The organism is Bartonella sp. CM31XJBT, assembly GCF_028618555.1.
GTDB lineage: Bacteria > Pseudomonadota > Alphaproteobacteria > Rhizobiales > Rhizobiaceae > Bartonella.
The window spans coordinates 1-25,199 of sequence record NZ_JAQITD010000009.1 but is presented as its reverse complement, the minus strand read 5'-3'; the positions used below and the strand labels follow the sequence as shown (position 1 = coordinate 25,199).

The following is a 25,199-nucleotide window of genomic DNA, read 5'->3' as shown; positions in this document are numbered from 1 at the left end:
TCTTATACTATCATGAGTATAATAACAGTTCATTATTTTCAATTGATATCAAGGTTTACTACAATCAATCATGATAAAACACAATTTTGCATTTCTCATAGATTAGTGTTCAGGTATATAAACATGAAAAAAGAAGATTTTCACCATAATATAAAAAACTCATTTACAAGTTCTTCTTACGCTCATCAAGCCTCCATCCTTACATGATTTAGCACAGCATTTAAGATAATAAATGCTAAACTAACACATTATACAATTTTTTTATAATAGATTTAATTTTCTTTAGATTTTTTTTAACTTATTGTGCAAATAAATGCTACAGAAAGTATCTTTATCTTCTCCTAAAGAAAGAATAAAAATCCTTATTTCACATGAATCTAATTATAAATCATTTTTTTTCAATGAGTTATTCTTGGTAACATTCTTGAATTTCACTTTATAAGATAGACAAATTTCATCCTAAATATTCTATCTAATTTTGCCATTTTATGATTCTTGCAAAAAAAACTAAAATCAGGGTATAGACAGCCATTGCCTTTTTAATATCTATGACTGATATCAGTACCTCTTTAAGAAAAATATTTTACAATATTGCAGATAAAATCTGTAAAATGAAATGATCATAAAAGTTGTTCAATCTCTTGTTGGCTTTGCATATAGGAAGAAAGAGTATCAACCTCTTGTTCATTAAATAGGAGACCCAGTTTTGAACGACGCCATAACACATCTTCACATACTTTAGCCCATTCTTTTTCCATCAACCATTTTACTTCTACTTCATAAAGCCCATGTCCAAAATTTTTTCCTTTATTTGCCTTACCATGTGCAAAGATCACCAATGCTTCCGTACCGTAGGAGCGTGCAAGCCTGCGATGTGTAAAAGCATCTAAATCTGGCATCAAAAGAGCAATCCTATTTTCGATTGTATCTAATTTGTTATAGGGAAAATCACCCCCTGGAAGTACTGCCTTAGCCGTCCATGATGCTCCCTTTTTACCAAGCTCTTTTTCAACAAATTTCATCGCATCTTCAGCCAACTTACGATAAGTTGTAATCTTTCCACCATAAAGATTAAGAATCTTTGGTGTTGTTCCTGTTCCCATTTCTTTTAAAACATAATCGCGCGTAATTTCTTGTGCTTTTGAAGCTCCATCATCATAGAGTGGACGAACTCCAGAGTAAGACCAGACAATCGTTTCAGGCAACACTGGTTGTATGAAATATTCACTGGCTGCTGCACAAATATAATCAATTTCTGTATCAGTAATATGAACGTCAGCCGGATCTCCTTGATAATTACAATCTGTTGTTCCAAGCAAGGTAAACTCTTCTTGATACGGAATAGCAAATATAATACGCCCATCACCATTTTGAAAAATATAAGCACGATCATGAGTATAAAGCTTGGGAACCAAAATATGAGAACCTCTAACAAGCCGTACTGGTGGATGTTCTTTACAATCTAATATGCTTGCCAAAACATGATCAATCCAAGGTCCTGTCATATTCGCGACATAAGAAGCTGTGACACTATATTCTTTGCTACTTAACTTGTCTTGAAGAAAGATGCGCCATTTATTGTCTTCTTTTTTTAAAGAGAGAACTTCTGTTCGTACTTTTATATCAGCGCCCCTCTTTTCTGCATCACGAGCATTGCCAATAACTAAACGCGCATCATCTACTCTTGCATCAGAATATTCAAAACCTCTCTGATATTCTTTCTTCAGTGTAGAGCAAAATTTTTGTGAAAAATTAATCGTTTTACTGCGCCACAATTTCTGATTCCAATTCCCTAAATAATCATAAATAAAAAGTCCAAAACGCAACATCCAAGCAGGGCGCAATTCTTTATGATAAGGAAGGAGAAAACGCAAAGGACGCACAATATGTGGAGCCATGCGTAAAATGATCTCGCGTTCTTTCAATGCTTCACGAACAAGTTTGAACTCATAGTGTTCAAGATAACGAAGCCCACCATGAATAAGCTTTGTTGACGCACTTGAGGTCCCAGATGCAAGATCGTTCATTTCAGCCAATCCCACTTTAAAACCGCGTCCTGCTGCATCTCTTGCCAATCCACACCCGTTTATCCCTCCCCCAATGATAAACAGCTCATAATGTGTTGTGGTTTTCATAATTTCACTTTTCATTATTTAATTTTTTTCTCAGTACTCAATAAAGCAACAGGAAAAAAATAATACAAGTGTTCTTCATTGTATTATCAACGTACTTTTTCCTAAAATAAACACGCACAAAAAGCTTTTGATATCCTTATACATCAAAACAACATTTGACAAATTAAAGAGATTTTTTTTATCTTTTACAAAACATAATCCTTGCCAAACCAAGGTTCATCATATGAAATCTTTTTAGAGAAAAATTGATGTTTTTTCTCATTCTTAAAGACACACTATAGCTAAATGCTTTATTGCACATAGAGAGCGCTTTTCCTATAGTTCACTCAATGACACCCTAGAAAATGTGAAGGTATACAGATGAATTATCACTCTCAAAACTCGAAAATAACACTTCTTTCAAAAATTTTAGTCCCAGTTATGTCGAGTATTTTAATCTTTTTACCTTCTTTATCAAACGCAACATCACACTCAAAAACAGCAAATAATTTAAGCTTAGAAAAGCTTAAAACACAACTTTTGGAAGATTCTAGCTTTTTATCTAAGCTTAAAGAAAAAATGATACCACATACTGATTCTCATCATATTCAACAAATTGTCAGAGAGTACCTTCTTACTCATCCAGAAATTATGATTGAAATGCAGCTTATTCTTCAAGATAAGCTGGAAAAACAGAATGAATACGAAAACCAAAAACAAACTTCTGTCATTCATTTATTAGAAAAAGAAATTTTTCATTCTCCTCATGACGCTGTTTTGGGAAACCCAAATGGTAAAAGAGTGCTTGTCAATTTTTTTGATTACAACTGTGGATATTGTAAAATTTCCTATTCAAATATAGAAGACTTGATAAAAGAATATCCAGATTTAAAGGTTATTATCAAGGATTTACCAATTTTAAGCTCTGATTCTATGGCAGCCCATACTGTTGCCTACGCATTTCGAAAACAATTTCCAGAGAAATATCCTCAGTTTCACAAAACGCTTTTAATGTATCAGGGTCGTGCAAATGAAGCTAAAGCTATTAAAGTAGCTGTTTCATTAGGAGCAGATGAAAAAAAACTACGTAATGCAATAAAAGATCCCACTCTGCAAAACGCTTTTAAAGAAAATATTCAAATTGCCTCTACACTTCATATTACGGGAACACCTTCTTACATCATTGGTAATAAAATATTCATTGGCGCAGCCAAACAAGATATTCTAAAACAAGCGATAGACAATACACAGTGAATTCCTGATCCGTTTTAGAAAGAATACTGTAAATGAGGTAATTTTATGCTTTCTCTTTTTTGACAACAGGCTTATAAGTGCAATTTTGCGTAAAGCAGATACGAGTTTTAAATTGCAAAGTATAATAATTTAAAGGAAATAAAAATCTTTAAAGCCTCAAAAGATGTCATCCCTAATCTAGAGATATTCGGTCATAAAATGAGATAATGACGATCTTCATTGATCAAGGAGTTAGAAATAAAATGACAACAAAAAAAATGGATTCGGCAAAAACCGCAATTGATACGAAAATTATTCGTGATCTTGCTGAAATTTTGAATGATACAAATTTAACGAACATTGAAGTTGAACAAGGGGAGCTTCGTATTTGTGTCTCACGCCAAAATACCTTAATTTCTTCTGAGCAAGCAATCTATGCTCCTGTTTCTACTCCTACTTTTTCTGTAACATCTTCTCCAGTTCCAACAGCTGAAGCTCCTATACAATCTATCCAAGAAGATAAATCAAAAAACACAATAACCTCTCCCATGGTTGGAACAGCTTATCTTGCACCTTCACCAGGCGCGCAACCTTTTGTAGAAGTAGGACAAAATGTTTCTGAAGGGGAGACATTACTTATTATTGAAGCCATGAAAACAATGAATCAAATTTCATCACCACGCTCAGGCACAGTAACCTCTGTTCTTGTCAAAGATGGTCAACCTGTTGAATTTGGTGAACCACTTATTATTGTTGAATAAAGCGAGGGGCAACCATGATTCGAAAAATCCTCATTGCTAATCGGGGAGAAATTGCTCTTCGCGTTTTACGTGCATGTAAAGAACTTGGCATAAAAACCGTGGCTGTTCACTCTACCGCTGATGCAGATGCAATGCATGTTCGTCTTGCTGACGAAAGTGTTTGTATTGGACCTCCTCCCGCTCGCGATTCTTATTTGAGTATTCAGCAAATTATTGCTGCTTGTGAAATTACAGGAGCTGATGCTGTTCATCCAGGTTATGGCTTTCTTTCTGAAAATGCAAAATTTGCGGATGTTCTAGAAGCCCATGATATTACATTCATCGGTCCAACAGCTACTCATATCCGAATCATGGGAGATAAAATCGAAGCAAAGAAAACCGCCCAAAAACTTGGTATTCCTGTAGTTCCCGGTTCAGATGGGGCCGTCACTGAAGAATCAGATGCTTTACGCACGGCTCGTGAAATTGGTTATCCAGTTATTATCAAAGCTTCTGCCGGTGGTGGTGGACGTGGTATGAAGGTTGTTCATTCTGAACAAGAATTTTCTATAGCTCTCAAAACAACACGTTCAGAAGCGAAAGCTGCTTTTGGTGATGACGCTGTTTACATAGAAAAATATTTAGAAAAACCCCGTCATATTGAAATTCAAGTCATAGGTGATGGTGCGGGAAATGCTATTCATTTAGGAGAACGCGATTGTTCACTTCAACGACGGCATCAAAAAGTATGGGAAGAAGCTACATCACCTGCACTTAATGAAACAGAACGGAAAAAAATTGGAAGTATTGTTGCAAATGCCTGTGCCAAACTTGGATATCGTGGAGCTGGTACTATTGAATTTCTTTATGAAAATGGCGAATTTTATTTTATTGAAATGAATACACGTTTACAAGTAGAACATCCTGTAACTGAAGCAATTACAGGTATAGATTTAGTCCATGAACAAATCCATATTGCATCAGGCTGTAAGCTTTCAGTGACACAAGATGAAGTCTGTTTTTCTGGTCATGCCATTGAATGCCGTATTAATGCAGAAGATCCTATTAACTTTACGCCATCACCTGGAACCATTACACATTTTCATACACCTGGAGGTTTAGGGATTCGTGTTGATTCAGGCGCTTATTCAGGTTATCGTATCCCTCCTTACTATGATAGCATGATTGGAAAGCTGATTGTTCATGGACGTACCCGTTTAGAATGTATGATGCGTTTACGGCGTGCTTTAGATGAATTTGTCGTCGATGGGATAAAAACTACACTACCTCTTTTTCGCGATCTTATTAATAATCAAGATGTTGCTGATGGTAATTATAATATTCACTGGCTTGAAAAATACCTTTCTCATCAATCAAAGTCTTCAGATTCGTAATTTGATAGCAAAATAGTGCATTCTTATAAAAGATTCTATAAGATATCAACATAAGGATAGTGCCAACCTTGCTGTAAAAAGTGGTAAAAGAGGAAATAAGTTAGTTATTTTTATTTATTATATAGTTTTCACTTAATATGCACAAAATTTGATAATTTTCTGTTTTCCTTTTTGTGAGTTTGTGCTAATCCCTACATGGTTACGCCCTTATAGCTCAGTTGGTAGAGCACCTGATTTGTAATCAGGGGGTCGGGAGTTCGAGTCTCTCTGGGGGCACCATTTTATATCTTTAATATATTGAAATATATAGATTTTTTCTTTAAATAGACATTTTCAGACCACCTTTTAGACCACCTTCTACAGTTTATATAATTTTACCTAATTTGTTCTTATTTGCTCCTTATTTTTCTTTGGAGTGAAGGCTAAGATCTCTTTTTTTCTCCACCTCACTGCTCTCCCTAGCTTATATGGCTCCGGAAACACCCCTTGGAGCACCCAATTGCGAATCGTTGTTGTGGATACACTAAAAAGTTGTGCACACTCACGTGTCGTTACATATCTATCTCCATCATCAAATATCATCTCATTACCTTTCTCTTTTTTATGTTAATTAAATGGGCGGGGGTGCTGGGAGGAGAGAGCACCCCCATAGGTTTAAGCAGCTTTTGTCAAAATCTTTTGCATCTCTTGTTCTATTTCCCCTAAAAAGATTTCGACCGCTTTATTAATCTCTTCAATGTGTTTCTCATCGCGGAGGATGCGTTTGATTTTCATTCTCAAACCAGTAGATTTGCCTACAAAGTTTGAATTATAGCTCATGAAATCACACCACTTTCGTCCAGTGCATGCCATTTGGAATTGCATTTGTGCGTGATATTCTGGTTTGATTTCGTCATACATAAAAAAACGCAAATGCGTGGTTGATTGTGGACATTTGACTTCGATTAAACCGTCCTCTCCAATCAACCCATCAGGACTAGCCCCCGCCATTTCCATTTTTGGGTGGGGGATAAACCCACATCTTGTGACATTGGTGTCATAAATGAATTCATATTCTCTCAAGGCATTCTCTTCATGTTCAATGCCCCATTGCATAGCAGGTGTTGTATAAGATTGGCTTATTTCCCCTATTAAGCGTTCTGTCATGAGTTTCGTTTTGTAATCTTCATATTTGCTTGTAGGCAAACCTTTAGCTGTCTTACTGAGTACGTTGTAAACATTAGATGCGGTGACTTTTCCTAAGCGCGCTTGAAACCATTCTGCTGTTCTTTGTTCCATCTCACACCGCCGTTTGTTGCTCTTGTGGTGGTAAGGATTGTTGTGCTTTATTCATTTGTGAACGTTGCTTTTTTTTCAAAGAAAACAAAGCGATTTGTGCGTGTTTATAAGACATATCTGTTAGATTTTTTGCTCCTACGAAAGAGATAAGCTTACTTTCTTCAGATTGTATTTTTTTAATTAATTCTTTGATTTCATTCATTTGTTCAGGAGATATACCTGCAAGAAGCGTGTTGCCATCTGTATCGTCTTCTTTTCTTGCAACATTAAGAAGCATGCCTAAGAGATATCTACGTGCGTAGGTGAGAGTAGAACCAACCGCTTGTATGTTATTTTTGCTCCCTGTAGCATCAAAAGGAAATGTTCCTTCTGTTGATATTTCATTGCCCGATATATGCTTTAAAGTCATTTCTACAGTTATGTCATTTGAACTCTGGTCTTTGATACGAGAAAACAAGGCAAAGTGATGTGTTGCAAGAGGTCCTTTGATAGCATCAATATATTTATCAAGCGTGGTACAGAGGCTTTTAGTATGTGTATTAATGGCGTTTTGTTCGATATTTTTGTATTCCATTTGCGTAGCCGAAAGATCACGGACAAAGTTTTGGCGCTCTTGTCGTTTTATCTCTTGTTCTCGCAATTCAAGAAGACGCTTGAGACGATCCATATCGACATCATTTTCTAAAGCTCTTTCTAAAAGAAGCTCCATAGCTGTAGGTTTGATTTCACAATCGTTCGTTGTTTCCACTAATTCCGTTTGTGTGGTACTTAGTTCACTCATCTTGATTTCCTCCTATTTGAGCGCAATTCTCCCGTGGCGTGAATCACGCATGTTTTAAAAAGTTGTTTGTGTGGTTAGAAACGGCTTATAGAGACACTATAAGATTAGTAGTCGGTATTTTTTCATCTGGTTTGTTCTCTAGTTGAGGTGAGGTCAATATTATCAACATACCCATAAGCACCTGCATCATTGGCAATGTATATAGCATCGCAGTTACCAAAAACACGTACATCGCCGTAAACTTCTATATATCCATAAAAATGTATACCCTCGTAAACTTCTGCATTACCAAAAACTTGAACATTATCAGAAATTTGTGCATCATCATAAACACGGGCACCTTCATAAACCCATGCATTATCACCAACCCAGCAATCCCCTTCGTGACTTAAATTGCCCTCATGCTCTATACCCCCCCTAAATCGCCTTTCTCGACGTTTCCAAAGTCTCGTAAGGCGCGAATGCGGTGGAGAGTTCTGCCATTAACTTCGATTGTTGCGTCTGTCAGTTCGTATTTCTTTTTTATCATAATAACCTCCTCTTAATGCATGCTTTGTCTTTTAAGCTCTTGAGACAGCACACCAATTCCTTTTGCTGTGATTTTTGCGCAAGGAATGACTTTTTCTATTCCATTTGCGGTTTTAAGTGTAATGGTTGGGCAATCCATAAGTTTCTTTTGGATTTTGTCTTGATAAGGAAGCAAATTTCCACCTGCTGCACGTCTATAAATCCACCCTTTTTGCTGTAAGAAGAGAATGAACTGTTTTGGTTGCATCTCGAGTATTTTAGCGGCTTCTGTAAGACCGAAGAGTCCGTTGTGACGTTGCAAACTTTCAAGAGCAGCTGCTTTTGGTTTAAGGATACTCACTTCACTTTTTAAGGTCTCTAATTGTGTGACGCTTTCTAAAAGAAGTTTCTTAACAAAGAGAGGATCTTCTAAAGCATTTGCAAGGTCTAAAGGTTTCTTTGCACGCCGTTCACATTCAATAAAATATTGACGGGCTTGTTTACCTTTTTCATTACGCTCTACCATGGCGAGCTCTTTTGCCATGTCTAATGTGAGGTGATAGTCTATAGCTGTAACAGCTCTAGATTTTGCGCTCCCCAATTTTGGGGACCGCAAATCTTGTGTTTTTACAAAGTCTTGTCCTTCTATAAAATTGTATCTGGTAATACGGTCCTTAATCCAATTGGAAAAGTCACGTTTTGCCTCTAAGAATGCATGCAGATCACGTGCATTTACTGTCTGAACAGTTTCCTTATCAATGGTTTTTTCTTTAATCTCTATGAGAGTATTTATGATGAACTCCTTTCAAAAAGTTCATATTTTTCAGATGTTATAATAAGGCTTTTCATCATCACCCCCTTAATTAATGAAAACACAAGTTTTGGTATAATATTCTGCCATAGTTTCTATGGCGCTCTGCTTTAGCGATTTTACTTGCTGCGTGAATTTTGAAGTAATGATTATCGGTTTTATCTGTTTCTATTTCAGATTTTGGACAAATCTTCTGTCTGTTCCATTCTTGTTTTGTAAAAACCAAATCCACGCCTTCTTTTAGATCAAGCTTTTCAACACAATCATTAAACCAAGTGGAAAAATCTTGTTTCAAGTGTAAGTGCCTATGCATTACATGGGCATTGACCATTTGGACATAATCGATTTTGTCTTCTACCTCGTTTTCAGGTATGAGATATCCTTCACTATCTTTATTAGTGTCATGTGTGTTCATGAGTTTACTCTAATTAATTATTGATGGATTAAAGGGGGCGCTTTTAAATGCGCCCTTCAGAATTTAAAGCACATCACAAGGACGCAAACGGTGTTGTTGTTCGTAAGTACCGTAAATCTCATCATTATATTTTTCGTCTGCGATCTCGTCTAAAAGTCTATTGTAAACATCACTTTCACGTATAAAGTAATGAACCTCACTATCTTCATCGAGACGTTCAATATTTTCTTTTACATATGCCTCTGCGATCTCTTCAGAAATATCTTCACAGTTCTTTTCAGAAGGATTGATGCGAAAGATTTGGATTGCATCATCTGCCTCATCAACAATGCTTAGAATTTGGCTTTTATCCAGTGGTCCCGATCGACCAATGTTTTGATCATCATCATAGACAACTAATAAAATTTCATCAGAATTTATAAGAATTGGCTTATCCATAATTTCTCCTCCCTAACGCCTCTTGGCGATTGTTTGTGCGTGGTTTATGGATATATTAGTACACTATGCACGAAATACAGTCAAGTACATAATGTACTATTTTTTTTAAAAATAAAAAAATGACGAATCACGGCATAATTTAGAGAATCAAAAGTTTGCTGTTTACTGATAAAAATCAATCAAACTTGCTTCAATCTGTTTATGGCAATCTAATTGATAACGTGAACAGAGAACCGTATTATGTTTACATATCAAGAATAGTGCGCCGTACACGACCTATTATAGAGATAGCGCCTTCAAGTTTTGGAGCCTTTATTGTTTTGTCGTATGAAGCAGGCTGAAAAGGAGGATCATCATTAGGTCTATATCGTTTATATGTCGCTTGTCCAGATTCATCTGCAATTACATAGCAGGCATTAGGTACAAGTTTTTTGTCTCGCATATTTACAAATATTATAGAATCTGGAGGGCTAATTTTATTCATAGATGCGCCATCTACACGTAAAGCAATCCATTCACCGGCAGGAAGATTAACAGCCTCTGTCATAGGATAATCTGAAAAATCCATTATCCCATCTTGCTCACTTAGTTCTCCAGCGCTAATCCATGAAACGAGAGGAATACTTATATTGAGGTTAGGATTTTCTTGAGGAGACTCGCCATACAAAATCCACCCCGGATCTACATTAAATACTTGTCCATAGAGTTCGGCTATTTGGCGCGAAATACCACGATTTCCATTTTCGTGACTAATTAGGGTATTTTGATTAAGAGCTGGTATAGCGCGCGCAGCTTCGCTTGGTGTCGCATATCCAGCATTCTTACGCGCTATTTTAAGTCTATCTTTTGGCAAATAAGTCATTTGTACATTATCCACTATTTTTTTAATTCATTGTGTACGATTTTATCTTGATTTAAAATTGTACGTAATGTACTGCATGTGTCATGGTTAATGATTTTTATGTCAAAAGTTTGATTGAGTCTTTGGGATCTATACGCCAATTTGCAAAGGAAATTGGTTGTAGCTATGAGGCTGCGCGTAAAATGCGTGATCGCAATAGTATTTCTCCAAAATACTGGAATATAATTATTCAGTTGTCTAAAGTCAAAGGTCTATCTTGGGTTACGCTAGATTGGTTCCTACATAATTATGGGAGTAAATCCCATAGAGTTATTCGTCCAATGACAAAACGAAGAAAAGATACGCTTCATCTGGTGGAGAAAGTTAGTACACCAAATACATCACAAACAGTAATATCTTCTCAGAGTGCCGCCTCTACAGATAATAATGAACAGCAACAGCAGCATACACACTCTTAAAGAAGAAAGATTAGAGATGATAGATGTCCCACAGATCACTATAAGCAAAGTCCAGTTGATTGACCTTGTTAATAAGATTGGACAGAAAAACATATATTATGGTGTCGTTTCGACTCAAGATGCATATTTTGAAATAAGCATAGACCCCTCATCAACAGGTTGTCTTGTCTATATGCTGCATAGTATCTTTGCGCGTGATGATAGAAAATATTTTCCGTTATTGCCGTACGATGATTTTAATCAATGGTTTTTATCTGTGTTTACGCAAGCTTTTACAACTTGGTTTGATAATTATTTTTCTCAAGAGTTGTCTTCTTTTTATCGCTTAAATGAGCTGATCTTGTTTATAGCCTTAGTCAAAAATAGGCTTGATTTCTTAAGGGATAAACTCATCGAAAAAAGAAAAGAAGAAATCGAATTAATAAATGATGTGTGCAGTGTGTGTCTGAATTGAGTTAATCCAATTTTTTAAAACTTATAACTACGCGCTCTGTCATAGCGCACATATAAATACGTAGAGCCTTAAGGGGGGATTATGATCACTAACGCACAAACCATTTTATGTCTTGATCTAGGGACCAAGACAGGCTGGGCGATACGTGGTGCGGATGGTTTTATCACAAGCGATACAGAAGATTTTCAACCACGCCGTTTTGAAGGCGGTAGTATGCGTTATTTACGCTTTAAACGGTGGCTTACTGAACTAAAAAGGTCTGTTGATGAAATTGACGCAGTGTATTTTGAAGAGGTGCGCCGGCATGTGGATACAGACGCTTCTCATATTTACGGAGGCTTTCTAGCAACCTTAACAGCGTGGTGTGAACATCATCAGATACCATATGAAGGCATTCCTGTTGGCACAATTAAGAAGGCAACAACAGGAAAAGGCAATGCCTCAAAAGAAGAAATGATTAAGGCGGTATGTGCAAAAGGACATACGCCTAAAGACGACAACGAAGCAGATGCTTTAGCAATTTTATATTTAATGAAAGAAGGGAGGACACATGTCCAGTAAATTACCGTGGACGAGGCTGTTTGCAGATAGGTGGATTCTTGATCTTGCTTGTTTATCTCCCATTGAATGCAATGTTTATATAAAGTTGCGTTTGCAAATGCTTTATACTGGAGAACCGCTTTTAAATAACACGAAGGTCTGGGCTAATTACACTGGCTGTTCAGTAAAAATGTTTATTAAAGCGTTAGAAGTTTTAATAAGCATAGGTCATATCGAAAGTTTAGACGATGGATGTTTATGGAGTTTAAAAGTTGAAGAAGAACTCAATAACTCTAATGAAAGCTTAGATAAGGTATCGAAGACATCTCGGTCAAAGAAGTTCTCAGAGAGAGCAAAGAAAGCAGCGCAGGCAAGATGGGATAAACATACAAATGATGCTTGTGATGATGCTAAAGCCATGCTTAATGATGCTAAGCATGATGCTTACGACATGCTTAATGATGCCTATATATATAACATAAACAATAACATTAACAGTTATAATAAAAAAACTAAAACTATCGTTTTAGCAAAAAAAGAAATTGGTTCTGAAGATTTAGAAACAATCGATTTGGTTGACGAGCCAACAGAGGATGCTGCTGTTGAGACCACATCAGAGCAAATCGAAACCTCATCAGACAATCAACCTCCCTTTCACGAGCAAGAGAACGTTTCCCAAAAAGCAAAACGAGCGCAAGCTAATCGCGGCTGTCGATTGCCTACGGATTTTGAACCCGATTACGATTTTGCCATTGCAAAGGGCTTGCCTCCAGAGCGCGTCAAAGTCGAAATCGCAAAGTTTAGAGATTATTGGCGTTCAAAAGCCGGAGCAAATGCAACCAAAACCGATTGGCAAGCAACATGGCGTAACTGGGTGCGAAAGGCTATCGAGGATTTAGAAAAAACGAAAAACACGAATAACAATGGTGGAAACAATGGAAACTTTTCAAAAGATCAAAGAACTCGTGGTGGTACCGGAGAGACAATCCGTAATCTTATCGGTGCAACACAGCTTAGTGACACCTCTACAAGATACCGTGCAACAGATAGAGCAATGTGTAACTCTGGAGTTCCCATGGACCTTGAGAAATGGCATTCAATTGACAGCAACCCTAGAGAAACAAGCTTTAGAAGCTTATCAGACTGTTCAAAACTTACTTACCGTGAAAGCGTCTGTTGAAGACATAGCAGAGGCTCTTGATGTGCTTGAAGGTGGTTTGACAATGCAAAAAGTTTCGAATGTAGAAGCGCGTGCAAAGGCTTATATCGCAGCTCTTAACGGCATTTCACTCTGGTCTTTGTTGCAAGCTGTTAAAAATCTTATACGTGGTGAAGCAAAAGGCATGTCAACAACCTTTGTCCCCTCTTGTGCTGATCTTGCGCAGTATTGTCGTGATTTAGAAAGCAGGCTTTATGGTGTTGCTGAGAGAGTTTTTACAGCAGTTGAAAATACGCGTAACCTAGCCTTAGGAGGCAAGCGCATTTCATTCATGAGAATAGGCAAGCCTAGTGAAGAGTGTCATGACAGTAGCAATTCTAAAGCGGCTTAAAACAGCAAACTAGTGAAAAGTGCTGATCATTTTATGATTAGACATGCATTTAAATCGACAAAAATGCACCGTACAAAGCGATTTAAAGATTTTACGATGAAAAACATACTGTAATATAAAACGCTCTGTACGGTCAAATTTTAGGTAAATAGACCAATTGGTAAAATTATGGACTAAAAACATGAAAATATTAAAAGACCTGTTCTTAAAAAAGCGTAAACAACCCATGCAAAAAGAGTTTGTTGCAACAGCTGTTGGTTATGTTCCTTGGGGGGACGGAGCAGAGGAGTATTTTTACAACCTCTACGAATATGAAGATGGCACAAGAGAGTGTGAAAAGTTTGATGGCGGACAGTATTATACCACACCAGAAAATGCGGATTTTAGTACCAAAGCGCAAGTAAAAGCATGGGTTTACGGTGGGAATATTCCGAAAAGCGTTCTCAATTACGAACCTCTTATAGATGAGATCAATAAAGAGATCAAAAAATTATCGAAAACCGCAGGAAATAAATATGTTTACAGATAAACAGCTAAGAGCCTTGTTTGGCATTATAACTTTTATATTTTTATGTTTTTTAGGAATAAAAAAAAATCCCTACTTTATTCAAAGTATTTTGACATTCGCATCTGTTTCTTTGGTAATAGTCACAGCGGTTTTTGCAATTTTATGCAATTCTCATATTCCTTTTGAGTTGCAGAACAATCCAAAATACAAACGCGGCAATACAACAGGTTGGAAGACATTAACACGTGATTTACAACAGTATATGCACAGACTTTTAAAGCTAATAAGTTTAGCGCTTGTCGTTTTAATTTTTCCAAATAGTTATAAAGAAACTGTTTCTTTACCTTTCATTTCTAAGTACGTGGAGTACAAGCTTTCTTTTCCATTGGATACTGTACTTTGGTACTCAGATATTGCTCTTTGGTATTCCTTTTTAGTCTGTGTATTGTTTCTTATGTTACGTACACGCAGTTTAATAAACATATCTATTTACACACTACAGTGCTCAGTTAAAAAGCTATAGTAAAATTTCCGATTTTATAAAACTGTTTAGATTAAATGGCGTTGTCTCTTCTCAACGTTCATAGATGAAATCAACAAGAGCATAAAAAAATCATTGAAAAAGGCGCGTAACAATGACTCATGTCTGCTCACCATTGAGATATCCAGGCGGTAAGGCTGCACTGTATGGAAAAGTCAAAGAAATATTTGAGAAAAATGCATTAAATGGCTGTTCCTATAGAGAGCCATTTGCTGGCGGGTGCGGACTTGCTTTAAAGCTTCTTTTTAATGGTGATGTTAAAGATATTCACATTAACGATATTGATCTGTTCATTTGGAGCTTTTGGTATTGCGTTTTGCACAAGACAAAAGAATTAATAGAAAAAATCAATATAACGACCATTAACTTAGAAGAATGGTACATACAAAAGAAATTTCTCCTGCAAGTGCAGATGTGCTTAGCGCAGGATTCGCAGCACTCTTTTTGAATCGCACAAATAGATCTGGAATTATTAAAAATGCTGGACCAATTGGAGAAAAAGGACAAAGCGGTACCTATAAAATAGATTGCCGATTTAACAAAGAGAATATAATTGAACGCATTCTTCGCATAAGTGAACAAAAAGATAGAATACATTTAACTCGTTTAAATGCACGGGAATTTTTGCTGCGTTATGGAACTGATGAAAACACCTTTTTTTATATGGACCCTCCTTATTTTAAAAAAGGAAAAGGTCTTTATACTTGGTTTTACAAAGCTAATGATCACCACAATTTAGAGAATGTCATCTCCCGACATGTGACGGCACCTTGGCTAATTACTTATGACAACGTTGAAGAAATTAAATTATTGTATAGGCAATATCTCTCAATAGAATTTAGCTTACAATATTCTCTACAAGAGAAAAGGAAAGCTACTGAACTGATGATTTTTTACCAAAAATCAAAATGCCTCAATTCTTAGAAAAAAACACAATATCACGTCTTAAAGCAGCTTGATTGCATGAATAGGAGCTTTAATCACATGCTTACACCATTTGGCAAAACTTTACGCAAAATTCGCCTTGATCGCTTTGAAAGGCTCTTAGATATGGCGGATAAACTAGGCATCTCTGTAGCATTTTTATCTTCTATTGAGATTGGCAAAAAATCTGTTCCAGTAGGAATGGAAGAAAAGATCATAAAGCTGTACGCTTTAGATCAAAACATGGCTTCTCTTTTAAGAAAAGAGGCTGATATTTGCCGAAAGAATTTTATAATGAATTCTTCTGATCCACTTAACCGTGAAATTATTAGCACGTTTGTTAGAAATTTTAAGTGTCTTTCACAACAAGATCTAACAGTGTTCAAGGAATTCATGGTGAGAACGGAAAAGAAACGCTGCTTGCAAAATAAAATACCTTGATCTCCTTATTTTATACACCGTAAACATAATTTTATATGTTAAAAAACAATAATATACTTTTGAAATAATTGAAAAAATAAGCAAATTATGCTAAGATTTTGTATATATAAATTGCTAATCTAATGGGGCTACAAATATGCTAAATAAAGTGACTTTAATCGGGCGCCTTGGTGCTAATCCCGAAAGCAAAACAATGAATTCTGGAGCAGAAGTGGTTAATTTTCGTATGGTAACTTCTGAAAGCTATACAGATAAAAATACACATCAAAAAGTAGAGAAAACAGAATGGCATTCTGTTATGATTTTTAATCCACATTTGGCAAAAATTGCACTTCAATATCTAAACAAAGGTTCAAAGGTTTACGTAGAAGGCAAATTACAGACACGCAAATGGCAAGATAAAAATAGGCATGACCGTTACACAACAGAGATTGTCTTACCGCAATTCAAAGGCGAATTGTATTTGCTTGATGCAAAGAAAGATCAATCAGCATCCCCTACCCCTTCACCCATTACTTCTCAACATTATGCCATCGCTTCAGGTGCTGCTGATCATAGCACATCTCTTAATAATGCTATCCCATTCTGATTGAAAAAAAATATGACAAAAAGAAAAAAACGTGCAAAACGTGGTCGTCCTCGGATTAAGGGGGGTGTGAGAGAACCAAACGGACGCATCTCACGAGCAAAAACACCGCATGAACCCATGGATAAATTGGCAATTGAAATGCGTGCCAAACGCTTTGGCTTGACCATAGAAGAGGCTAAAAATCCGCTTTCCGGTACCTATATCGGGCGGCTTTATTTGCAAGGCGAAATCAATCAAGACCAATATGATGATGCGCAAAAATATCTTGAAGTGAAAAACAATTACCTATGTGCAAAAGGATTGCCTAATGCAATTTATGATAACTTTACTCCTTCATCAAATGAGGAGGCACAAAAACGGTGGATTGAAAGAGCAACTCATTGTTATGAAGAGACGAAAGAGGTTATCAAAGAAACACAACACCTCTATAGACAGTATAATCTTTATGCTGCATTACAATATCTTGTTATAGAAGATCAATCGCTAACACATCTTGTTAATTCTTTGCGTATTGTTCTTAATGCGCTTCATAAGCATTTTAGCCGTTAAAAAAGAATTGACATCAGATGAAAAATCATTAAAATGTGTATATATTTACACATTATAAGTTTAGGTAATGGAACAAGATAGCCGAAAAATCATTGCAAAATTAAAGCGTGATGGCTTTGAACTTATCAAAGTAAAAGGTTCTCATCATAAATTTAAAAAAGATGATAAGGTTGTTATCGTTCCACATCCTAAAAAAATCTTCCGATTGGTACAGCACGTTCTATCGCACAACAAGCAGGCTGGTTAAAAGAAGGAGAAGAAGAATGAAAAGATTTTTTGCTCTTGTTCATAAAGATGAAGACTCTGCTTTTGGTGTTCAGTTTCCTGATTTTGAGGAACTTTTTTCTGCTGCTGATGAGGAAGAAAATTTAATCGCAAATGCAACAGAAGCACTCCAACTTTATTGTGAAGATATAGATAGAGTGCCTATTCCTTCAAAATTTGAAGACGTCATACAACGGGAATCTGTCAAAACAGCTTTGTCAGAAGGAGCTTTTTTAATACAAGTCCCCTTTATTGAAAATGATGCAGAAGTGGTACGCACAAATATATCAATTGAACGAGGGCTTTTACGTGCAATTGATAATTGTGCACAAGAGAGAGGTTTAACAAGATCTGCTTTTTTGGCAACAGCAGCCCGTCACGAGCTTAATATTTAGCTCATCAATCTGGAAAAATTTCTCACTCTCGATTTTTTTTGCAAAAGCGTGTAATTGCATATGATCCGAAAACTATTAATGAAAATCAAAAGGCGGCAGGCAAACAAAACGCTATAGTTAAGAGGGATATAACTATCATTGATATTATATACATGGCATCTAATATTTCTGGACCTGTCATTGTCTTTCCCTCCTATAATAATTTCACAATAATTTATAAAATCTAAAATGTTTTAGAAAAATCTATATATTCTATTTTAAAATAAAAAATATAGATTTTTTTGTTGACATGGTGTAAAAAATAGTATTGAATGACAGCACGGCACTAGTTGAATTGCGTCTAAAATTCAAAAATATCCCTTAAAAATTCAGTAAAATGTGAACTTGAAATGTAGCTAGAAAGCCCTGTTTTCTTGCTAGTTCTGGCTAATCTATTTTTCAAATAACAAAAATTAATATTTGACTAATGATGTCATTAATTATGACGCAAAAGGAGCAATGATGAAAGCTGTCATCACTAAGCCAATGTGTGTTATTGGAGACAATAAAAGCACTGTTCGATTTGAACCATCAACACCCAATAATCCATTTGTTGAAGTTTCCAATCAAGTCTACGCACGTCTCAAGCGCGCTAATGCTGTAAAACCTTTTGTTGGAGTCAAGACAACAGCAAAACCTGACAAGGCGGTTGAACAAATTAAGAAAATAGAACAAGAAGCTGTACAAACATCATCTGAACCAGTGACAGAGGAAACCTCACTCGAAAAACCAAAGGAATCTAAAACTTCCAAGTCATCAACACCTACCCCTAAAAAGGCTTAGACGTTGAAATTAATCATCCACCAAAAATGGTATCTTCAACAGGCAAAAGATACCTTCACCAGTCTTCAAGCACCACGCCTTAACTGGGTTCTGCGTAATGCTCTAAACACCGCAGCAAAACAAGTTGAACGCTTTACTGAAAAGCAAGTTGCGACATCTCATCTGCCCAATCAAAGCGTGTCAAAAAAGGGGGGGTATATTAAAGAAAAAGCGACAGCAAGGTTTCTCGAGACAGATATCATTGGTTCTGGAACACCGATACCTCTTAAATTTTTTCAAGCAAGAGAAACAAAATACAGCGTAACATACAAAATGTTTGGAAAGAAAGAAATCTTACCCCATGCTTTTATCAAAGGTGGGAATTTTCCAAAGCGTGTTGAATTGAAAATGGGAGGGAATGTGTTTCAAAGAGATGACGGAGATCAATTCCCCATTGCAAAACAAGAAGGACCTTCAATTGCTAAAGTGATGTCCAAGCCAGAAATTGCAAGTGCTATTGTAAACGAAGCCAATGAAAGACTAATCAAAAACATACAGTACCAACTTGCTCGTCAAGAATATGCCGCCAATAAGAAAGCTAAATAATGTTCTTAAGCTATGTCAACACATTACTCACTTTAATTGTAATTTTTAAAGCAGATTATCACTTTCGTTTTGGTTTTTTTCAGAAAAAATACAATAAAATCAATGTAAAATCTACTTCCCAGCGGGTTGGATCTGTTGCGGGGCAGGCGAGCGCGAACTATCGCTAGCGACAGAATTTTCAATTTGACTGTACATTGTACACTTAACACATTGATAAATAACGAATTTAGTGTGTACAGTATGATATGTAAAATGTCTCCTTATCGCATTGAAGCCCGTTTTTCAGTTCGTGACGTAAAGCTTTCTTTATCCTGATACGCCGAAAACCCCATTCCTCAAGATGGGAAAAATATCAAGGCAAAGAGCAACTATGGATAAGAAGTATCGTGAGGGGATATCGGTTCGTGCGTTTACGAAGAGATGGGTGTTTCACATAATGCGGTGGTTTCTCGGATAAAGACAGGTAAATTTGATACGGCTCTTTTTGAAGATGGTTCTGTCAATGAAGCCCTTGCCACAGCCATCTGGAATGAGAATCCAACAAAGCGCCCTGCTTCACTTTTAGCGCCTGATGGACAACCGCGGACAAAGATCAAACAAGCTTCCACAGATGGAGCCAATGAATACAAGATAAAACTGGAGCGAATGCAAGTTGCGTTTGAAAGCGAAAAAATTGCCCTTGAACGACTACGCGAAACCACTGTTGATCGAGAAGAAATGAAAAGGCAGCTCGTGAGTTTGGAAGAGCGCACCGTAATGTCATATGTTGAATTTTCCTCATCGTTTTGGTGCAAGCATTGCTGCACAAGTTGGATGTGATACAGCCAGCCTTATTGGTGCTATTGATTACACTATGAGAACAGCTTTGCTTGAAGCGGTTAATATTCCAGTGCCTTGTCATGATCCACATTCTCCAGAGTTAGAGAACTTGCAAGAAACGAATAATGGATGACAATGCAGTCGAAGAATTTTTCGCCAATGCCAATGACGCATGACAACCAGACCCACCGTACAAGGTTTCGCAATGGGCGGGAATAGATACCTTAGCACCGTAGCAAGTGCTGAGCCTGGGCTTTGGAGAACAAAGCGTACCCCTTATTTGCGCGAAATCATGGATAACCTTTCCTCTTACGTGCCAATTGAAATAACAATTGTCATGAAAGGGACGCAGATCGGCATGTCAGAAGCAGAATTGAACTTTTGCGGTTATGCCATTCATTATAGTCCGGGACCTGCCCTTTATGTGACGCCAACGGTTGAGACAGCGAAGAAATTGTCCAAAACCCGTCTTGACCAAATGATTATGGCAAGCCCTGCTTTAAGCGAACGCATTGCCAAAAGTGATACGGTGAAATCAGAAGAAATCCAGAACCGTCGTGAATTTGGTATAGAAGATCAGTTAGAGACAGCAATGAAATATATTGCCAGAAAACAAAAGAAACTGATTTCTGGAATCGAATTGACATGGGAAAATATGCAGCTTGGCGCTGTTCAAGGTGTTGTCCTTGATGCTGACGGCTCGGTGATTGTCGATTGGTACAAAGAATGGGAAATCACACCACCAAAGCCCATTGACTTTAAACTAAATACAGAGACAACCAATGTTGCTGACCATGTTGATCAAGTCATTATGAGGATGATTGAGGCTTCAAAAGGAGCGTTTTCTGATCGTTCACGCATTATTGGGCTTTGTGGAAATGAATTCTTTTCCAAATTGAAAAACCATAAAACAATTCGTGAGACCTATTTAAACACAGCCTTAGCACAGACACTCAATAGCGCCGGAGGTGTTGCAACACCAAGTTCGATTGGCTCTGGGAGCTTTGGTAGTTTTGACTTTGCGGGTGTGACTTTCATTAATTACCGGAGTATTCACAACTATAATGTGAGTGCGAAGGCTGGAACAAAGCGCGCCATAGGCATTAAGCCTGATGAATGTCAATTCTTTCCTGTTGATGCGCCTGGTGTCTTCCAAAAAACCTTTGCTCCTGGTGAAAGCTTGGATTTTGCCAACACGGTTGGAAGACCTCTCTACACGATGCTTATCGTCGACCACGACCGTAATGCATGGGTAAAACGGAGGTCTATAGCTATCCGCTTTACATCTGTACACGCCCTGAAATGCTGTTTAAAGCAGTTATTGGAGCGAAATAACATGCGATGGCACGGGCTGCTAAACCAAATGGTTAAAGATGTAAGCAACACTTTTGGGCAGCCCATCATCTACACGCGAAAGGACAACCAGCAATCTTTTCGGATTACAGCGATTTACGGCATTAAGCATTCAGAATCGGACGCCGGTGGCAGAATCTCTACCACAATTGCAAGAAAGGAACTTGATCTTTGTATCAATGATATCGGGGGAATACCACCAAAACCGGAAGATAGTGTTATTGTGATGGTTCCTGAAAACAGCAAATCTTCCTCTTCTCAAGAGCACTTCACTGTCACAGATGCTCAAGCTTCAGAATCCGGTATGTATAAGCTTATCTTGCGAGAGAAAAAACAATGAGGAACCTTTGTCTTGTGTGTTTCAAAATCAATAAGGCTGCCCAAGAACCCGGATTACTGCTGCAAACCTTGGATTTGGAATAGCACTAAATCGGTAATTCCATGGTGCGCCGGTACGGTGACTGATGTGACATCCTTGGTATGTTATAGTTACTGATGCAATTCTTGCCCAAGTAGTCCTTTCATTATCTTCAGGGCTTTCAAATACAATAGCTTGATTTGTTACTAAAAGACGTCCTAAAATTGGATTCTTTTCGCCAATATCAAAGGTAACGCGTTCTTGAACTCCCAACAGTTTTTCATTTTGTACTAAACGATAATCATATTCACTTGCGTCAAGTTCTTGAAACATTTCACATGCTTCCTTAAAATTAGAGGGAGGAATATCTGATTGCCACAGAGCAACTTCTTGCTCAAAGCTTTTTTCCTTTTTTGTCTCACGATAGGCAATAATAACAAAAATTAAAACAATAAAAATGGGTACTAATAACCACGGCGTAATAGTTACTGTTACCACAATGCCTCCAATCAGTAGAGCACAAAGGAGAACGATCTGTACCCTCTTTTCTAACCGTTTTTTTTCAAGTTCCGGCGACATTTTATTAACAACTGATAAATCAGAAGAAAGATGGATATGGGGGGGAGGCATTAAAACCTGCTCTGAAACTTTTTCTTTAAAACGTTTGTTGCGTTTATCTTGCCAATGAACAAAAATAGACAATGCAATAAATGCAAAGAAAATTAACCTGAACCATCCCCAAAAACCTAGACCATCATTTTCGTCTGACTTTTTATCTTGAACATGGATACTTTGCTTATCAGTATTCTTAGGTAGTGCCTTTGTCACGCTTTCATTTTGAGTAGCAACATCTATTAATAAAGTCGAGGAGGAGGAAAAAATTTCATTATTGTACGCAACTTGATCTGGTTTGATTTTGTGAAAAAAAAACGCACCTAATATTGCAGAGCCGAGAAATAATAAGACTCCAATACCAAGGGTTTTCAATCCATTTTTACGCCATTTTTTTATACACACTAAAACAAGTCCGACAACCATCACCGGTAACGACAACAAACATACGATCATCGCAATTGTATCAAGTATGTCGAGCATTATTGTCCCCTCCACTATAAATAAAAAACTAAGCTGGAAAATCTAAAGTGAGTCGACAAATAAAGTAAATATGTGCTTATGATTTTTAGAAAAAAGTGATATTATTACAGGAGTATGAATAATCGAAACAGTAACCTAACGAACACCTTAAATACTAAGCGGATAAGCTACCGAGATAGTTTATTTTCGCACATTAAAGGCTTTGACTCATTGTATGTTACTCGCATATAGTGATCTTGTGGGGTGTGGTTATGCTATAAAACACCTTCATAGGAAAGCATAACGATGGACTTACTACCGTGTTTTTCAGTGCTCGGCACTTTCTAATTAAAGAGTCAATGAAAAACATCTAAGTAGTAAGGAGTTCATTATGAATACTCTATAGAAATTAAAGAACAAACTATTGGCCAAGAAACAATTCAAACTGTTAACGCGCGTGATTTGCATGCGTTTTTGGAAATAAAGTCTGAATTTAGAAATTGGATTAAAAATCGCATTAAAGAATGTAAATTTCAGGAAAATATAAACTTTATAACGCTTACTAAAAATTTAGTAAGCGGTGGAAAGGTAAAATAATACCACATTACGTTAGACATAGCTAAACATCTTTCGATGATAGAGCGTAATGATAAAGGGCATGAAGCACGTCAATACTTTAACAAATGTGAACGGCTTTTGAAACAAGTAGTGACACCACAAGTTGACTACTCCAAACCTGAAGCATTACTTGGTGTCTTGAATCACCTACAAAATCAAATAGAGCAGAAAGATCATGTTATTGCTGAATTAGCACCAAAAGCAGAAGCACTTGATGGTTTAAAACGCTCTGATGGTTTGTTTGGTCTTATTGAAGCAGAAAAGATGTTAGAGGTACGACCTAAGGACTTAACTGATTACTTGCGTAAACATGATTGGGTGTATCGACGGGCTCCAGGGGCGCCTCTGTTACCTTATCAGGCAAGATCAAGAAAGGATTTATGGATTGTCCTGCTATCACCATTCAAAGACCGGATGGTACAGTAAAGGTGCTGCCTTCAACGAAAATCACATCCAGAGGATTAGCATGTTTAAGAGAGCAAATCTTTTGGGGGGGGCAATGAATACCAGTATCGATTTTTTGTGCGATTTATGGATGGCATTGTTTTAATTTTCTGATCGTGATGATGTCGAAGATAAAGCTTTTAATGCTCTCATTGAGACCATGGATGCAATAGAAAAAGCTTTGATTTTAAAACTTCAAGATGAGGTGCCGAATATTACAAAGATTCTTGCAGTTCTTACAGGTTTTGGAACTTCAGAACTACCGCATAGCATGAATCCGTTATTGCAAGCTTATGCTCCTACTTTGGAAAGTCCTGTTGTAAAAGCTGCTTAACTTAAAAACACAACTCCCCTCCCTGTTCTTAAAATGGGGAGTGGTTAAACCCTACATTCAAATTTATTGATTTTGGCAAATTCGTCTGCTTTTTCAGTTTGTAATATACTAACGTCATAAGCAGCTTGCATGTTAAGCCAAAATTCAGCAGTAGTATCAAAAAAATAGGCTAATCTTAGTGCTGTATCGGGAGTCACTGGACTATTTTCAGCAACAATACGTTCTATTCTCGTACGTGGAACATTTAATGCTTTTGCAAGAGCATAAGCAGAGAGAGCATATTCTTTTAAATATTCCTCTCGTAAAATTTCTCCGGGATGAATCGCTATATAATTTTTCATCTCGACCTCCTACAGATCAATGATAATCTACGATTTCAACTTCATAGGCGCCATTAGAGCGCCATTCAAAACAAATACGAAACTGGTCATTAATACGGATAGAATATTGACCTTTACGCTCTCCTTTCAATGCTTCTAGACGATTTCCCGGAGGACTACGCAAATCTTTAAGATCAACTGCTTTATCGAGCATAAACAATTTTCTTTGGGCTATACGCACTAGAGTGGTGGGAAAGCCTCTGGGCGGATTGCCTTCTAAAAGATCTTTACACCGCTTATCAGCAAAAGATTCAATCACCAAATCACCTTTATTCGTTCTTTTACGTATCATAACACGATACCAACATAAAGAAAAGGATAAATGTTAAATAACAGGAGCCCCCATGCATCCGAGAGAAACGATAAGGGAAAGCTTTGTTGCTTTGATAAAGGCAGCAAAAACAGCAGCTGGTGACAATGTTTTCAATATGCGTGATTTCAACTTCTCCCCTGAAAACACGCCTGCAATTAACATTTTCACACAAAGTGAAACGATTAAAGATGGGCAAGATTATGGAATAAGGCGGCGTATTTTAACGCTAGATGTTGAATGTTATGCGACATGTGAAGATGGTGCACGCTTTGTTGACCAATTAGCATGGGAAGTTGAGGAGGTTTTCTACGCT

The 25,199-nt window shown here is 37.0% G+C and carries 30 protein-coding genes, 1 tRNA gene and 8 pseudogenes; 27 read left to right on the top strand and 12 right to left on the bottom strand.

Annotation, left to right across the window (positions count from 1 at the left end; genetic code table 11):
* Positions 1 to 620 precede the first annotated feature (620 nt).
* Positions 621 to 2,150: a glycerol-3-phosphate dehydrogenase gene (gene glpD / locus PVV63_RS05445; protein ID WP_273791010.1), complete on the bottom strand. Its 1,530-nt coding sequence runs from the start codon at positions 2,148 to 2,150 to the stop codon at positions 621 to 623.
* A 345-nt stretch (positions 2,151 to 2,495) separates the two neighbouring features.
* Here glpD and PVV63_RS05440 point away from each other — a divergent pair, with 345 nt between their 5' ends.
* The 4 genes from PVV63_RS05440 (at position 2,496) to PVV63_RS05425 (ending at position 5,760) form a co-directional block, all read left to right on the top strand.
* Positions 2,496 to 3,368 carry a DsbA family protein gene (locus PVV63_RS05440; protein ID WP_273791009.1) on the top strand — a complete coding sequence of 291 codons (873 nt, stop codon included), beginning with the start codon at positions 2,496 to 2,498 and terminating at the stop codon, positions 3,366 to 3,368.
* Positions 3,369 to 3,610: 242 nt separating this feature from the next.
* Positions 3,611 to 4,108 carry an acetyl-CoA carboxylase biotin carboxyl carrier protein gene (gene accB / locus PVV63_RS05435; RefSeq protein ID WP_273791008.1) on the top strand — a complete coding sequence of 166 codons (498 nt, stop codon included), beginning with the start codon at positions 3,611 to 3,613 and terminating at the stop codon, positions 4,106 to 4,108.
* Positions 4,109 to 4,122: 14 nt separating this feature from the next.
* Entirely contained in the window at positions 4,123 to 5,481 is a 1,359-nt protein-coding gene (gene accC, locus PVV63_RS05430) for an acetyl-CoA carboxylase biotin carboxylase subunit (protein ID WP_273791007.1), read from the top strand.
* Positions 5,482 to 5,684: 203 nt separating this feature from the next.
* Positions 5,685 to 5,760, top strand: a tRNA-Thr gene (locus tag PVV63_RS05425).
* 99 nt (positions 5,761 to 5,859) lie between these two features.
* On the opposite strand, the gene PVV63_RS05420 is transcribed toward PVV63_RS05425, so the two are convergent.
* The 8 genes from PVV63_RS05420 to PVV63_RS05385 all read right to left on the bottom strand — a co-directional run bounded on the left by PVV63_RS05420 (position 5,860) and on the right by PVV63_RS05385 (position 10,573).
* On the bottom strand, positions 5,860 to 6,063 hold the full coding sequence (locus PVV63_RS05420) for an AlpA family transcriptional regulator (protein WP_015856272.1): 204 nt from the start codon (positions 6,061 to 6,063) through the stop codon (positions 5,860 to 5,862).
* A gap of 72 nt (positions 6,064 to 6,135) precedes the next feature.
* Complete coding sequence (locus tag PVV63_RS05415) at positions 6,136 to 6,759, bottom strand: lambda exonuclease family protein (protein WP_273791006.1); 624 nt, start codon at positions 6,757 to 6,759, stop codon at positions 6,136 to 6,138.
* 1 nt (position 6,760) lies between these two features.
* Positions 6,761 to 7,540 carry an ERF family protein gene (locus PVV63_RS05410; protein ID WP_273791005.1) on the bottom strand — a complete coding sequence of 260 codons (780 nt, stop codon included), beginning with the start codon at positions 7,538 to 7,540 and terminating at the stop codon, positions 6,761 to 6,763.
* A gap of 406 nt (positions 7,541 to 7,946) precedes the next feature.
* Positions 7,947 to 8,069, bottom strand: a complete 123-nt coding sequence (locus tag PVV63_RS10365) for a hypothetical protein (RefSeq protein WP_342753371.1) — start codon at positions 8,067 to 8,069, stop codon at positions 7,947 to 7,949.
* Positions 8,070 to 8,081: 12 nt separating this feature from the next.
* Positions 8,082 to 8,840, bottom strand: a complete 759-nt coding sequence (locus tag PVV63_RS05400; RefSeq protein WP_273791058.1) for an antA/AntB antirepressor family protein — start codon at positions 8,838 to 8,840, stop codon at positions 8,082 to 8,084.
* A 70-nt stretch (positions 8,841 to 8,910) separates the two neighbouring features.
* The gene (locus PVV63_RS05395) at positions 8,911 to 9,273 is read right to left on the bottom strand and encodes an antA/AntB antirepressor family protein (RefSeq protein WP_273791004.1); all 363 of its coding nucleotides are present in this window, start codon (positions 9,271 to 9,273) and stop codon (positions 8,911 to 8,913) included.
* Positions 9,274 to 9,336: 63 nt separating this feature from the next.
* Entirely contained in the window at positions 9,337 to 9,711 is a 375-nt protein-coding gene (locus tag PVV63_RS05390; protein ID WP_273791003.1) for a hypothetical protein, read from the bottom strand.
* A gap of 244 nt (positions 9,712 to 9,955) precedes the next feature.
* Positions 9,956 to 10,573 carry a S24 family peptidase gene (locus PVV63_RS05385; RefSeq protein ID WP_273791002.1) on the bottom strand — a complete coding sequence of 206 codons (618 nt, stop codon included), beginning with the start codon at positions 10,571 to 10,573 and terminating at the stop codon, positions 9,956 to 9,958.
* Between the two features lie 83 nt (positions 10,574 to 10,656).
* On the opposite strand from PVV63_RS05385, the gene PVV63_RS05380 reads away from it, so the two are divergent.
* The 20 genes and pseudogenes from PVV63_RS05380 to PVV63_RS05285 all read left to right on the top strand — a co-directional run bounded on the left by PVV63_RS05380 (position 10,657) and on the right by PVV63_RS05285 (position 21,705).
* On the top strand, positions 10,657 to 11,031 hold the full coding sequence (locus tag PVV63_RS05380) for a hypothetical protein (RefSeq protein WP_273791001.1): 375 nt from the start codon (positions 10,657 to 10,659) through the stop codon (positions 11,029 to 11,031).
* A gap of 16 nt (positions 11,032 to 11,047) precedes the next feature.
* Complete coding sequence (locus PVV63_RS05375) at positions 11,048 to 11,485, top strand: hypothetical protein (RefSeq protein ID WP_273791000.1); 438 nt, start codon at positions 11,048 to 11,050, stop codon at positions 11,483 to 11,485.
* Positions 11,486 to 11,566: 81 nt separating this feature from the next.
* Positions 11,567 to 12,046, top strand: a complete 480-nt coding sequence (locus PVV63_RS05370) for a crossover junction endodeoxyribonuclease RuvC (RefSeq protein ID WP_273790999.1) — start codon at positions 11,567 to 11,569, stop codon at positions 12,044 to 12,046.
* Positions 12,036 to 13,205 (top strand): hypothetical protein, encoded by a 1,170-nt coding sequence (locus PVV63_RS05365; RefSeq protein ID WP_273790998.1) that lies wholly within the window; start codon positions 12,036 to 12,038, stop codon positions 13,203 to 13,205. The genes PVV63_RS05370 and PVV63_RS05365 overlap by 11 nt, the downstream gene beginning before the upstream one ends.
* Complete coding sequence (locus PVV63_RS05360; RefSeq protein WP_273754097.1) at positions 13,189 to 13,575, top strand: hypothetical protein; 387 nt, start codon at positions 13,189 to 13,191, stop codon at positions 13,573 to 13,575. The genes PVV63_RS05365 and PVV63_RS05360 overlap by 17 nt, the downstream gene beginning before the upstream one ends.
* Positions 13,576 to 13,756: 181 nt before the next feature.
* Positions 13,757 to 14,104 carry a hypothetical protein gene (locus PVV63_RS05355; protein ID WP_273790997.1) on the top strand — a complete coding sequence of 116 codons (348 nt, stop codon included), beginning with the start codon at positions 13,757 to 13,759 and terminating at the stop codon, positions 14,102 to 14,104.
* Positions 14,091 to 14,606, top strand: coding sequence for a hypothetical protein (locus PVV63_RS05350; protein WP_273790996.1), 516 nt, complete (start codon positions 14,091 to 14,093; stop codon positions 14,604 to 14,606). Before PVV63_RS05355 ends, PVV63_RS05350 begins: the two co-directional genes overlap by 14 nt.
* 112 nt (positions 14,607 to 14,718) lie before the next feature.
* On the top strand, positions 14,719 to 15,072 hold the full coding sequence (locus PVV63_RS05345; RefSeq protein ID WP_273790995.1) for a DNA adenine methylase: 354 nt from the start codon (positions 14,719 to 14,721) through the stop codon (positions 15,070 to 15,072).
* Complete coding sequence (locus PVV63_RS05340; protein WP_273790994.1) at positions 15,000 to 15,548, top strand: DNA adenine methylase; 549 nt, start codon at positions 15,000 to 15,002, stop codon at positions 15,546 to 15,548. The genes PVV63_RS05345 and PVV63_RS05340 overlap by 73 nt, the downstream gene beginning before the upstream one ends.
* Before the next feature lie 60 nt (positions 15,549 to 15,608).
* Positions 15,609 to 15,989, top strand: coding sequence for a helix-turn-helix domain-containing protein (locus tag PVV63_RS05335; protein WP_273790993.1), 381 nt, complete (start codon positions 15,609 to 15,611; stop codon positions 15,987 to 15,989).
* Positions 15,990 to 16,125: 136 nt separating this feature from the next.
* Complete coding sequence (ssb, locus tag PVV63_RS05330; protein WP_273790992.1) at positions 16,126 to 16,578, top strand: single-stranded DNA-binding protein; 453 nt, start codon at positions 16,126 to 16,128, stop codon at positions 16,576 to 16,578.
* A gap of 12 nt (positions 16,579 to 16,590) precedes the next feature.
* Positions 16,591 to 17,127: a hypothetical protein gene (locus PVV63_RS05325; RefSeq protein ID WP_273790991.1), complete on the top strand. Its 537-nt coding sequence runs from the start codon at positions 16,591 to 16,593 to the stop codon at positions 17,125 to 17,127.
* 67 nt (positions 17,128 to 17,194) lie between these two features.
* Positions 17,195 to 17,394: pseudogene (locus tag PVV63_RS05320) on the top strand (type II toxin-antitoxin system HicA family toxin).
* On the top strand, positions 17,391 to 17,786 hold the full coding sequence (locus tag PVV63_RS05315; RefSeq protein WP_273790990.1) for a type II toxin-antitoxin system HicB family antitoxin: 396 nt from the start codon (positions 17,391 to 17,393) through the stop codon (positions 17,784 to 17,786). The pseudogene PVV63_RS05320 and the gene PVV63_RS05315 overlap by 4 nt, the downstream one beginning before the upstream one ends.
* A 501-nt stretch (positions 17,787 to 18,287) precedes the next feature.
* Complete coding sequence (locus PVV63_RS05310; protein WP_273790989.1) at positions 18,288 to 18,608, top strand: hypothetical protein; 321 nt, start codon at positions 18,288 to 18,290, stop codon at positions 18,606 to 18,608.
* A gap of 3 nt (positions 18,609 to 18,611) precedes the next feature.
* Positions 18,612 to 19,193 (top strand): annotated as a pseudogene (locus PVV63_RS05305) (hypothetical protein).
* Positions 19,194 to 19,563: 370 nt separating this feature from the next.
* Positions 19,564 to 20,145, top strand: a pseudogene (locus PVV63_RS05300) (hypothetical protein).
* Positions 20,138 to 20,577: pseudogene (locus PVV63_RS05295) on the top strand (phage terminase large subunit family protein); the annotation flags it as partial. The pseudogenes PVV63_RS05300 and PVV63_RS05295, both read left to right, overlap by 8 nt.
* Positions 20,557 to 21,210, top strand: a pseudogene (locus PVV63_RS05290) (major capsid protein); the annotation flags it as partial. The pseudogenes PVV63_RS05295 and PVV63_RS05290, both read left to right, overlap by 21 nt.
* 138 nt (positions 21,211 to 21,348) lie before the next feature.
* The gene (locus tag PVV63_RS05285; protein ID WP_273790987.1) at positions 21,349 to 21,705 is read left to right on the top strand and encodes a hypothetical protein; all 357 of its coding nucleotides are present in this window, start codon (positions 21,349 to 21,351) and stop codon (positions 21,703 to 21,705) included.
* Between the two features lie 27 nt (positions 21,706 to 21,732).
* Here PVV63_RS05285 and PVV63_RS05280 read toward each other — a convergent pair whose 3' ends face one another.
* Positions 21,733 to 22,818: a hypothetical protein gene (locus PVV63_RS05280; protein WP_273790986.1), complete on the bottom strand. Its 1,086-nt coding sequence runs from the start codon at positions 22,816 to 22,818 to the stop codon at positions 21,733 to 21,735.
* A 381-nt stretch (positions 22,819 to 23,199) separates the two neighbouring features.
* On the opposite strand from PVV63_RS05280, the pseudogene PVV63_RS05275 reads away from it, so the two are divergent.
* Together PVV63_RS05275 and PVV63_RS05270 are read left to right on the top strand one after the other, a co-directional pair.
* Positions 23,200 to 23,918: pseudogene (locus PVV63_RS05275) on the top strand (antA/AntB antirepressor family protein).
* Positions 23,915 to 24,193: pseudogene (locus PVV63_RS05270) on the top strand (hypothetical protein). The pseudogenes PVV63_RS05275 and PVV63_RS05270 overlap by 4 nt, the downstream one beginning before the upstream one ends.
* A 44-nt stretch (positions 24,194 to 24,237) precedes the next feature.
* On the opposite strand, the gene PVV63_RS05265 reads toward PVV63_RS05270, so the two are convergent.
* Together PVV63_RS05265 and PVV63_RS05260 are read right to left on the bottom strand one after the other, a co-directional pair.
* Positions 24,238 to 24,534 (bottom strand): HigA family addiction module antitoxin, encoded by a 297-nt coding sequence (locus PVV63_RS05265; protein ID WP_004861504.1) that lies wholly within the window; start codon positions 24,532 to 24,534, stop codon positions 24,238 to 24,240.
* Between the two features lie 16 nt (positions 24,535 to 24,550).
* Positions 24,551 to 24,865 (bottom strand): type II toxin-antitoxin system RelE/ParE family toxin, encoded by a 315-nt coding sequence (locus tag PVV63_RS05260; RefSeq protein WP_273790985.1) that lies wholly within the window; start codon positions 24,863 to 24,865, stop codon positions 24,551 to 24,553.
* 52 nt (positions 24,866 to 24,917) lie between these two features.
* Between PVV63_RS05260 and PVV63_RS05255 the strand changes: the two are divergent.
* Positions 24,918 to 25,199, top strand: a pseudogene (locus tag PVV63_RS05255) (hypothetical protein); the annotation flags it as partial.

What these genes read in the sequence shown, in the direction of transcription:
- glpD (WP_273791010.1), bottom strand. Translation starts at nt 2,150, where the DNA reads ATGAAAAGTGAAATTATGAAAACCACAACACATTATGAGCTGTTTATC.
- PVV63_RS05440 (WP_273791009.1), top strand. Translation starts at nt 2,496, where the DNA reads ATGAATTATCACTCTCAAAACTCGAAAATAACACTTCTTTCAAAAATT.
- accB (WP_273791008.1), top strand. Translation starts at nt 3,611, where the DNA reads ATGACAACAAAAAAAATGGATTCGGCAAAAACCGCAATTGATACGAAA.
- accC (WP_273791007.1), top strand. Translation starts at nt 4,123, where the DNA reads ATGATTCGAAAAATCCTCATTGCTAATCGGGGAGAAATTGCTCTTCGC.
- PVV63_RS05420 (WP_015856272.1), bottom strand. Translation starts at nt 6,063, where the DNA reads ATGATATTTGATGATGGAGATAGATATGTAACGACACGTGAGTGTGCA.
- PVV63_RS05415 (WP_273791006.1), bottom strand. Translation starts at nt 6,759, where the DNA reads ATGGAACAAAGAACAGCAGAATGGTTTCAAGCGCGCTTAGGAAAAGTC.
- PVV63_RS05410 (WP_273791005.1), bottom strand. Translation starts at nt 7,540, where the DNA reads ATGAGTGAACTAAGTACCACACAAACGGAATTAGTGGAAACAACGAAC.
- PVV63_RS10365 (WP_342753371.1), bottom strand. Translation starts at nt 8,069, where the DNA reads ATGATAAAAAAGAAATACGAACTGACAGACGCAACAATCGAAGTTAAT.
- PVV63_RS05395 (WP_273791004.1), bottom strand. Translation starts at nt 9,273, where the DNA reads ATGAACACACATGACACTAATAAAGATAGTGAAGGATATCTCATACCT.
- PVV63_RS05390 (WP_273791003.1), bottom strand. Translation starts at nt 9,711, where the DNA reads ATGGATAAGCCAATTCTTATAAATTCTGATGAAATTTTATTAGTTGTC.
- PVV63_RS05385 (WP_273791002.1), bottom strand. Translation starts at nt 10,573, where the DNA reads ATGACTTATTTGCCAAAAGATAGACTTAAAATAGCGCGTAAGAATGCT.
- PVV63_RS05380 (WP_273791001.1), top strand. Translation starts at nt 10,657, where the DNA reads ATGGTTAATGATTTTTATGTCAAAAGTTTGATTGAGTCTTTGGGATCT.
- PVV63_RS05375 (WP_273791000.1), top strand. Translation starts at nt 11,048, where the DNA reads ATGATAGATGTCCCACAGATCACTATAAGCAAAGTCCAGTTGATTGAC.
- PVV63_RS05370 (WP_273790999.1), top strand. Translation starts at nt 11,567, where the DNA reads ATGATCACTAACGCACAAACCATTTTATGTCTTGATCTAGGGACCAAG.
- PVV63_RS05365 (WP_273790998.1), top strand. Translation starts at nt 12,036, where the DNA reads ATGTCCAGTAAATTACCGTGGACGAGGCTGTTTGCAGATAGGTGGATT.
- PVV63_RS05355 (WP_273790997.1), top strand. Translation starts at nt 13,757, where the DNA reads ATGAAAATATTAAAAGACCTGTTCTTAAAAAAGCGTAAACAACCCATG.
- PVV63_RS05350 (WP_273790996.1), top strand. Translation starts at nt 14,091, where the DNA reads ATGTTTACAGATAAACAGCTAAGAGCCTTGTTTGGCATTATAACTTTT.
- PVV63_RS05345 (WP_273790995.1), top strand. Translation starts at nt 14,719, where the DNA reads ATGACTCATGTCTGCTCACCATTGAGATATCCAGGCGGTAAGGCTGCA.
- PVV63_RS05340 (WP_273790994.1), top strand. Translation starts at nt 15,000, where the DNA reads ATGGTACATACAAAAGAAATTTCTCCTGCAAGTGCAGATGTGCTTAGC.
- PVV63_RS05335 (WP_273790993.1), top strand. Translation starts at nt 15,609, where the DNA reads ATGCTTACACCATTTGGCAAAACTTTACGCAAAATTCGCCTTGATCGC.
- ssb (WP_273790992.1), top strand. Translation starts at nt 16,126, where the DNA reads ATGCTAAATAAAGTGACTTTAATCGGGCGCCTTGGTGCTAATCCCGAA.
- PVV63_RS05325 (WP_273790991.1), top strand. Translation starts at nt 16,591, where the DNA reads ATGACAAAAAGAAAAAAACGTGCAAAACGTGGTCGTCCTCGGATTAAG.
- PVV63_RS05315 (WP_273790990.1), top strand. Translation starts at nt 17,391, where the DNA reads ATGAAAAGATTTTTTGCTCTTGTTCATAAAGATGAAGACTCTGCTTTT.
- PVV63_RS05310 (WP_273790989.1), top strand. Translation starts at nt 18,288, where the DNA reads ATGAAAGCTGTCATCACTAAGCCAATGTGTGTTATTGGAGACAATAAA.
- PVV63_RS05285 (WP_273790987.1), top strand. Translation starts at nt 21,349, where the DNA reads ATGCGATGGCACGGGCTGCTAAACCAAATGGTTAAAGATGTAAGCAAC.
- PVV63_RS05280 (WP_273790986.1), bottom strand. Translation starts at nt 22,818, where the DNA reads ATGCTCGACATACTTGATACAATTGCGATGATCGTATGTTTGTTGTCG.
- PVV63_RS05265 (WP_004861504.1), bottom strand. Translation starts at nt 24,534, where the DNA reads ATGAAAAATTATATAGCGATTCATCCCGGAGAAATTTTACGAGAGGAA.
- PVV63_RS05260 (WP_273790985.1), bottom strand. Translation starts at nt 24,865, where the DNA reads ATGATACGTAAAAGAACGAATAAAGGTGATTTGGTGATTGAATCTTTT.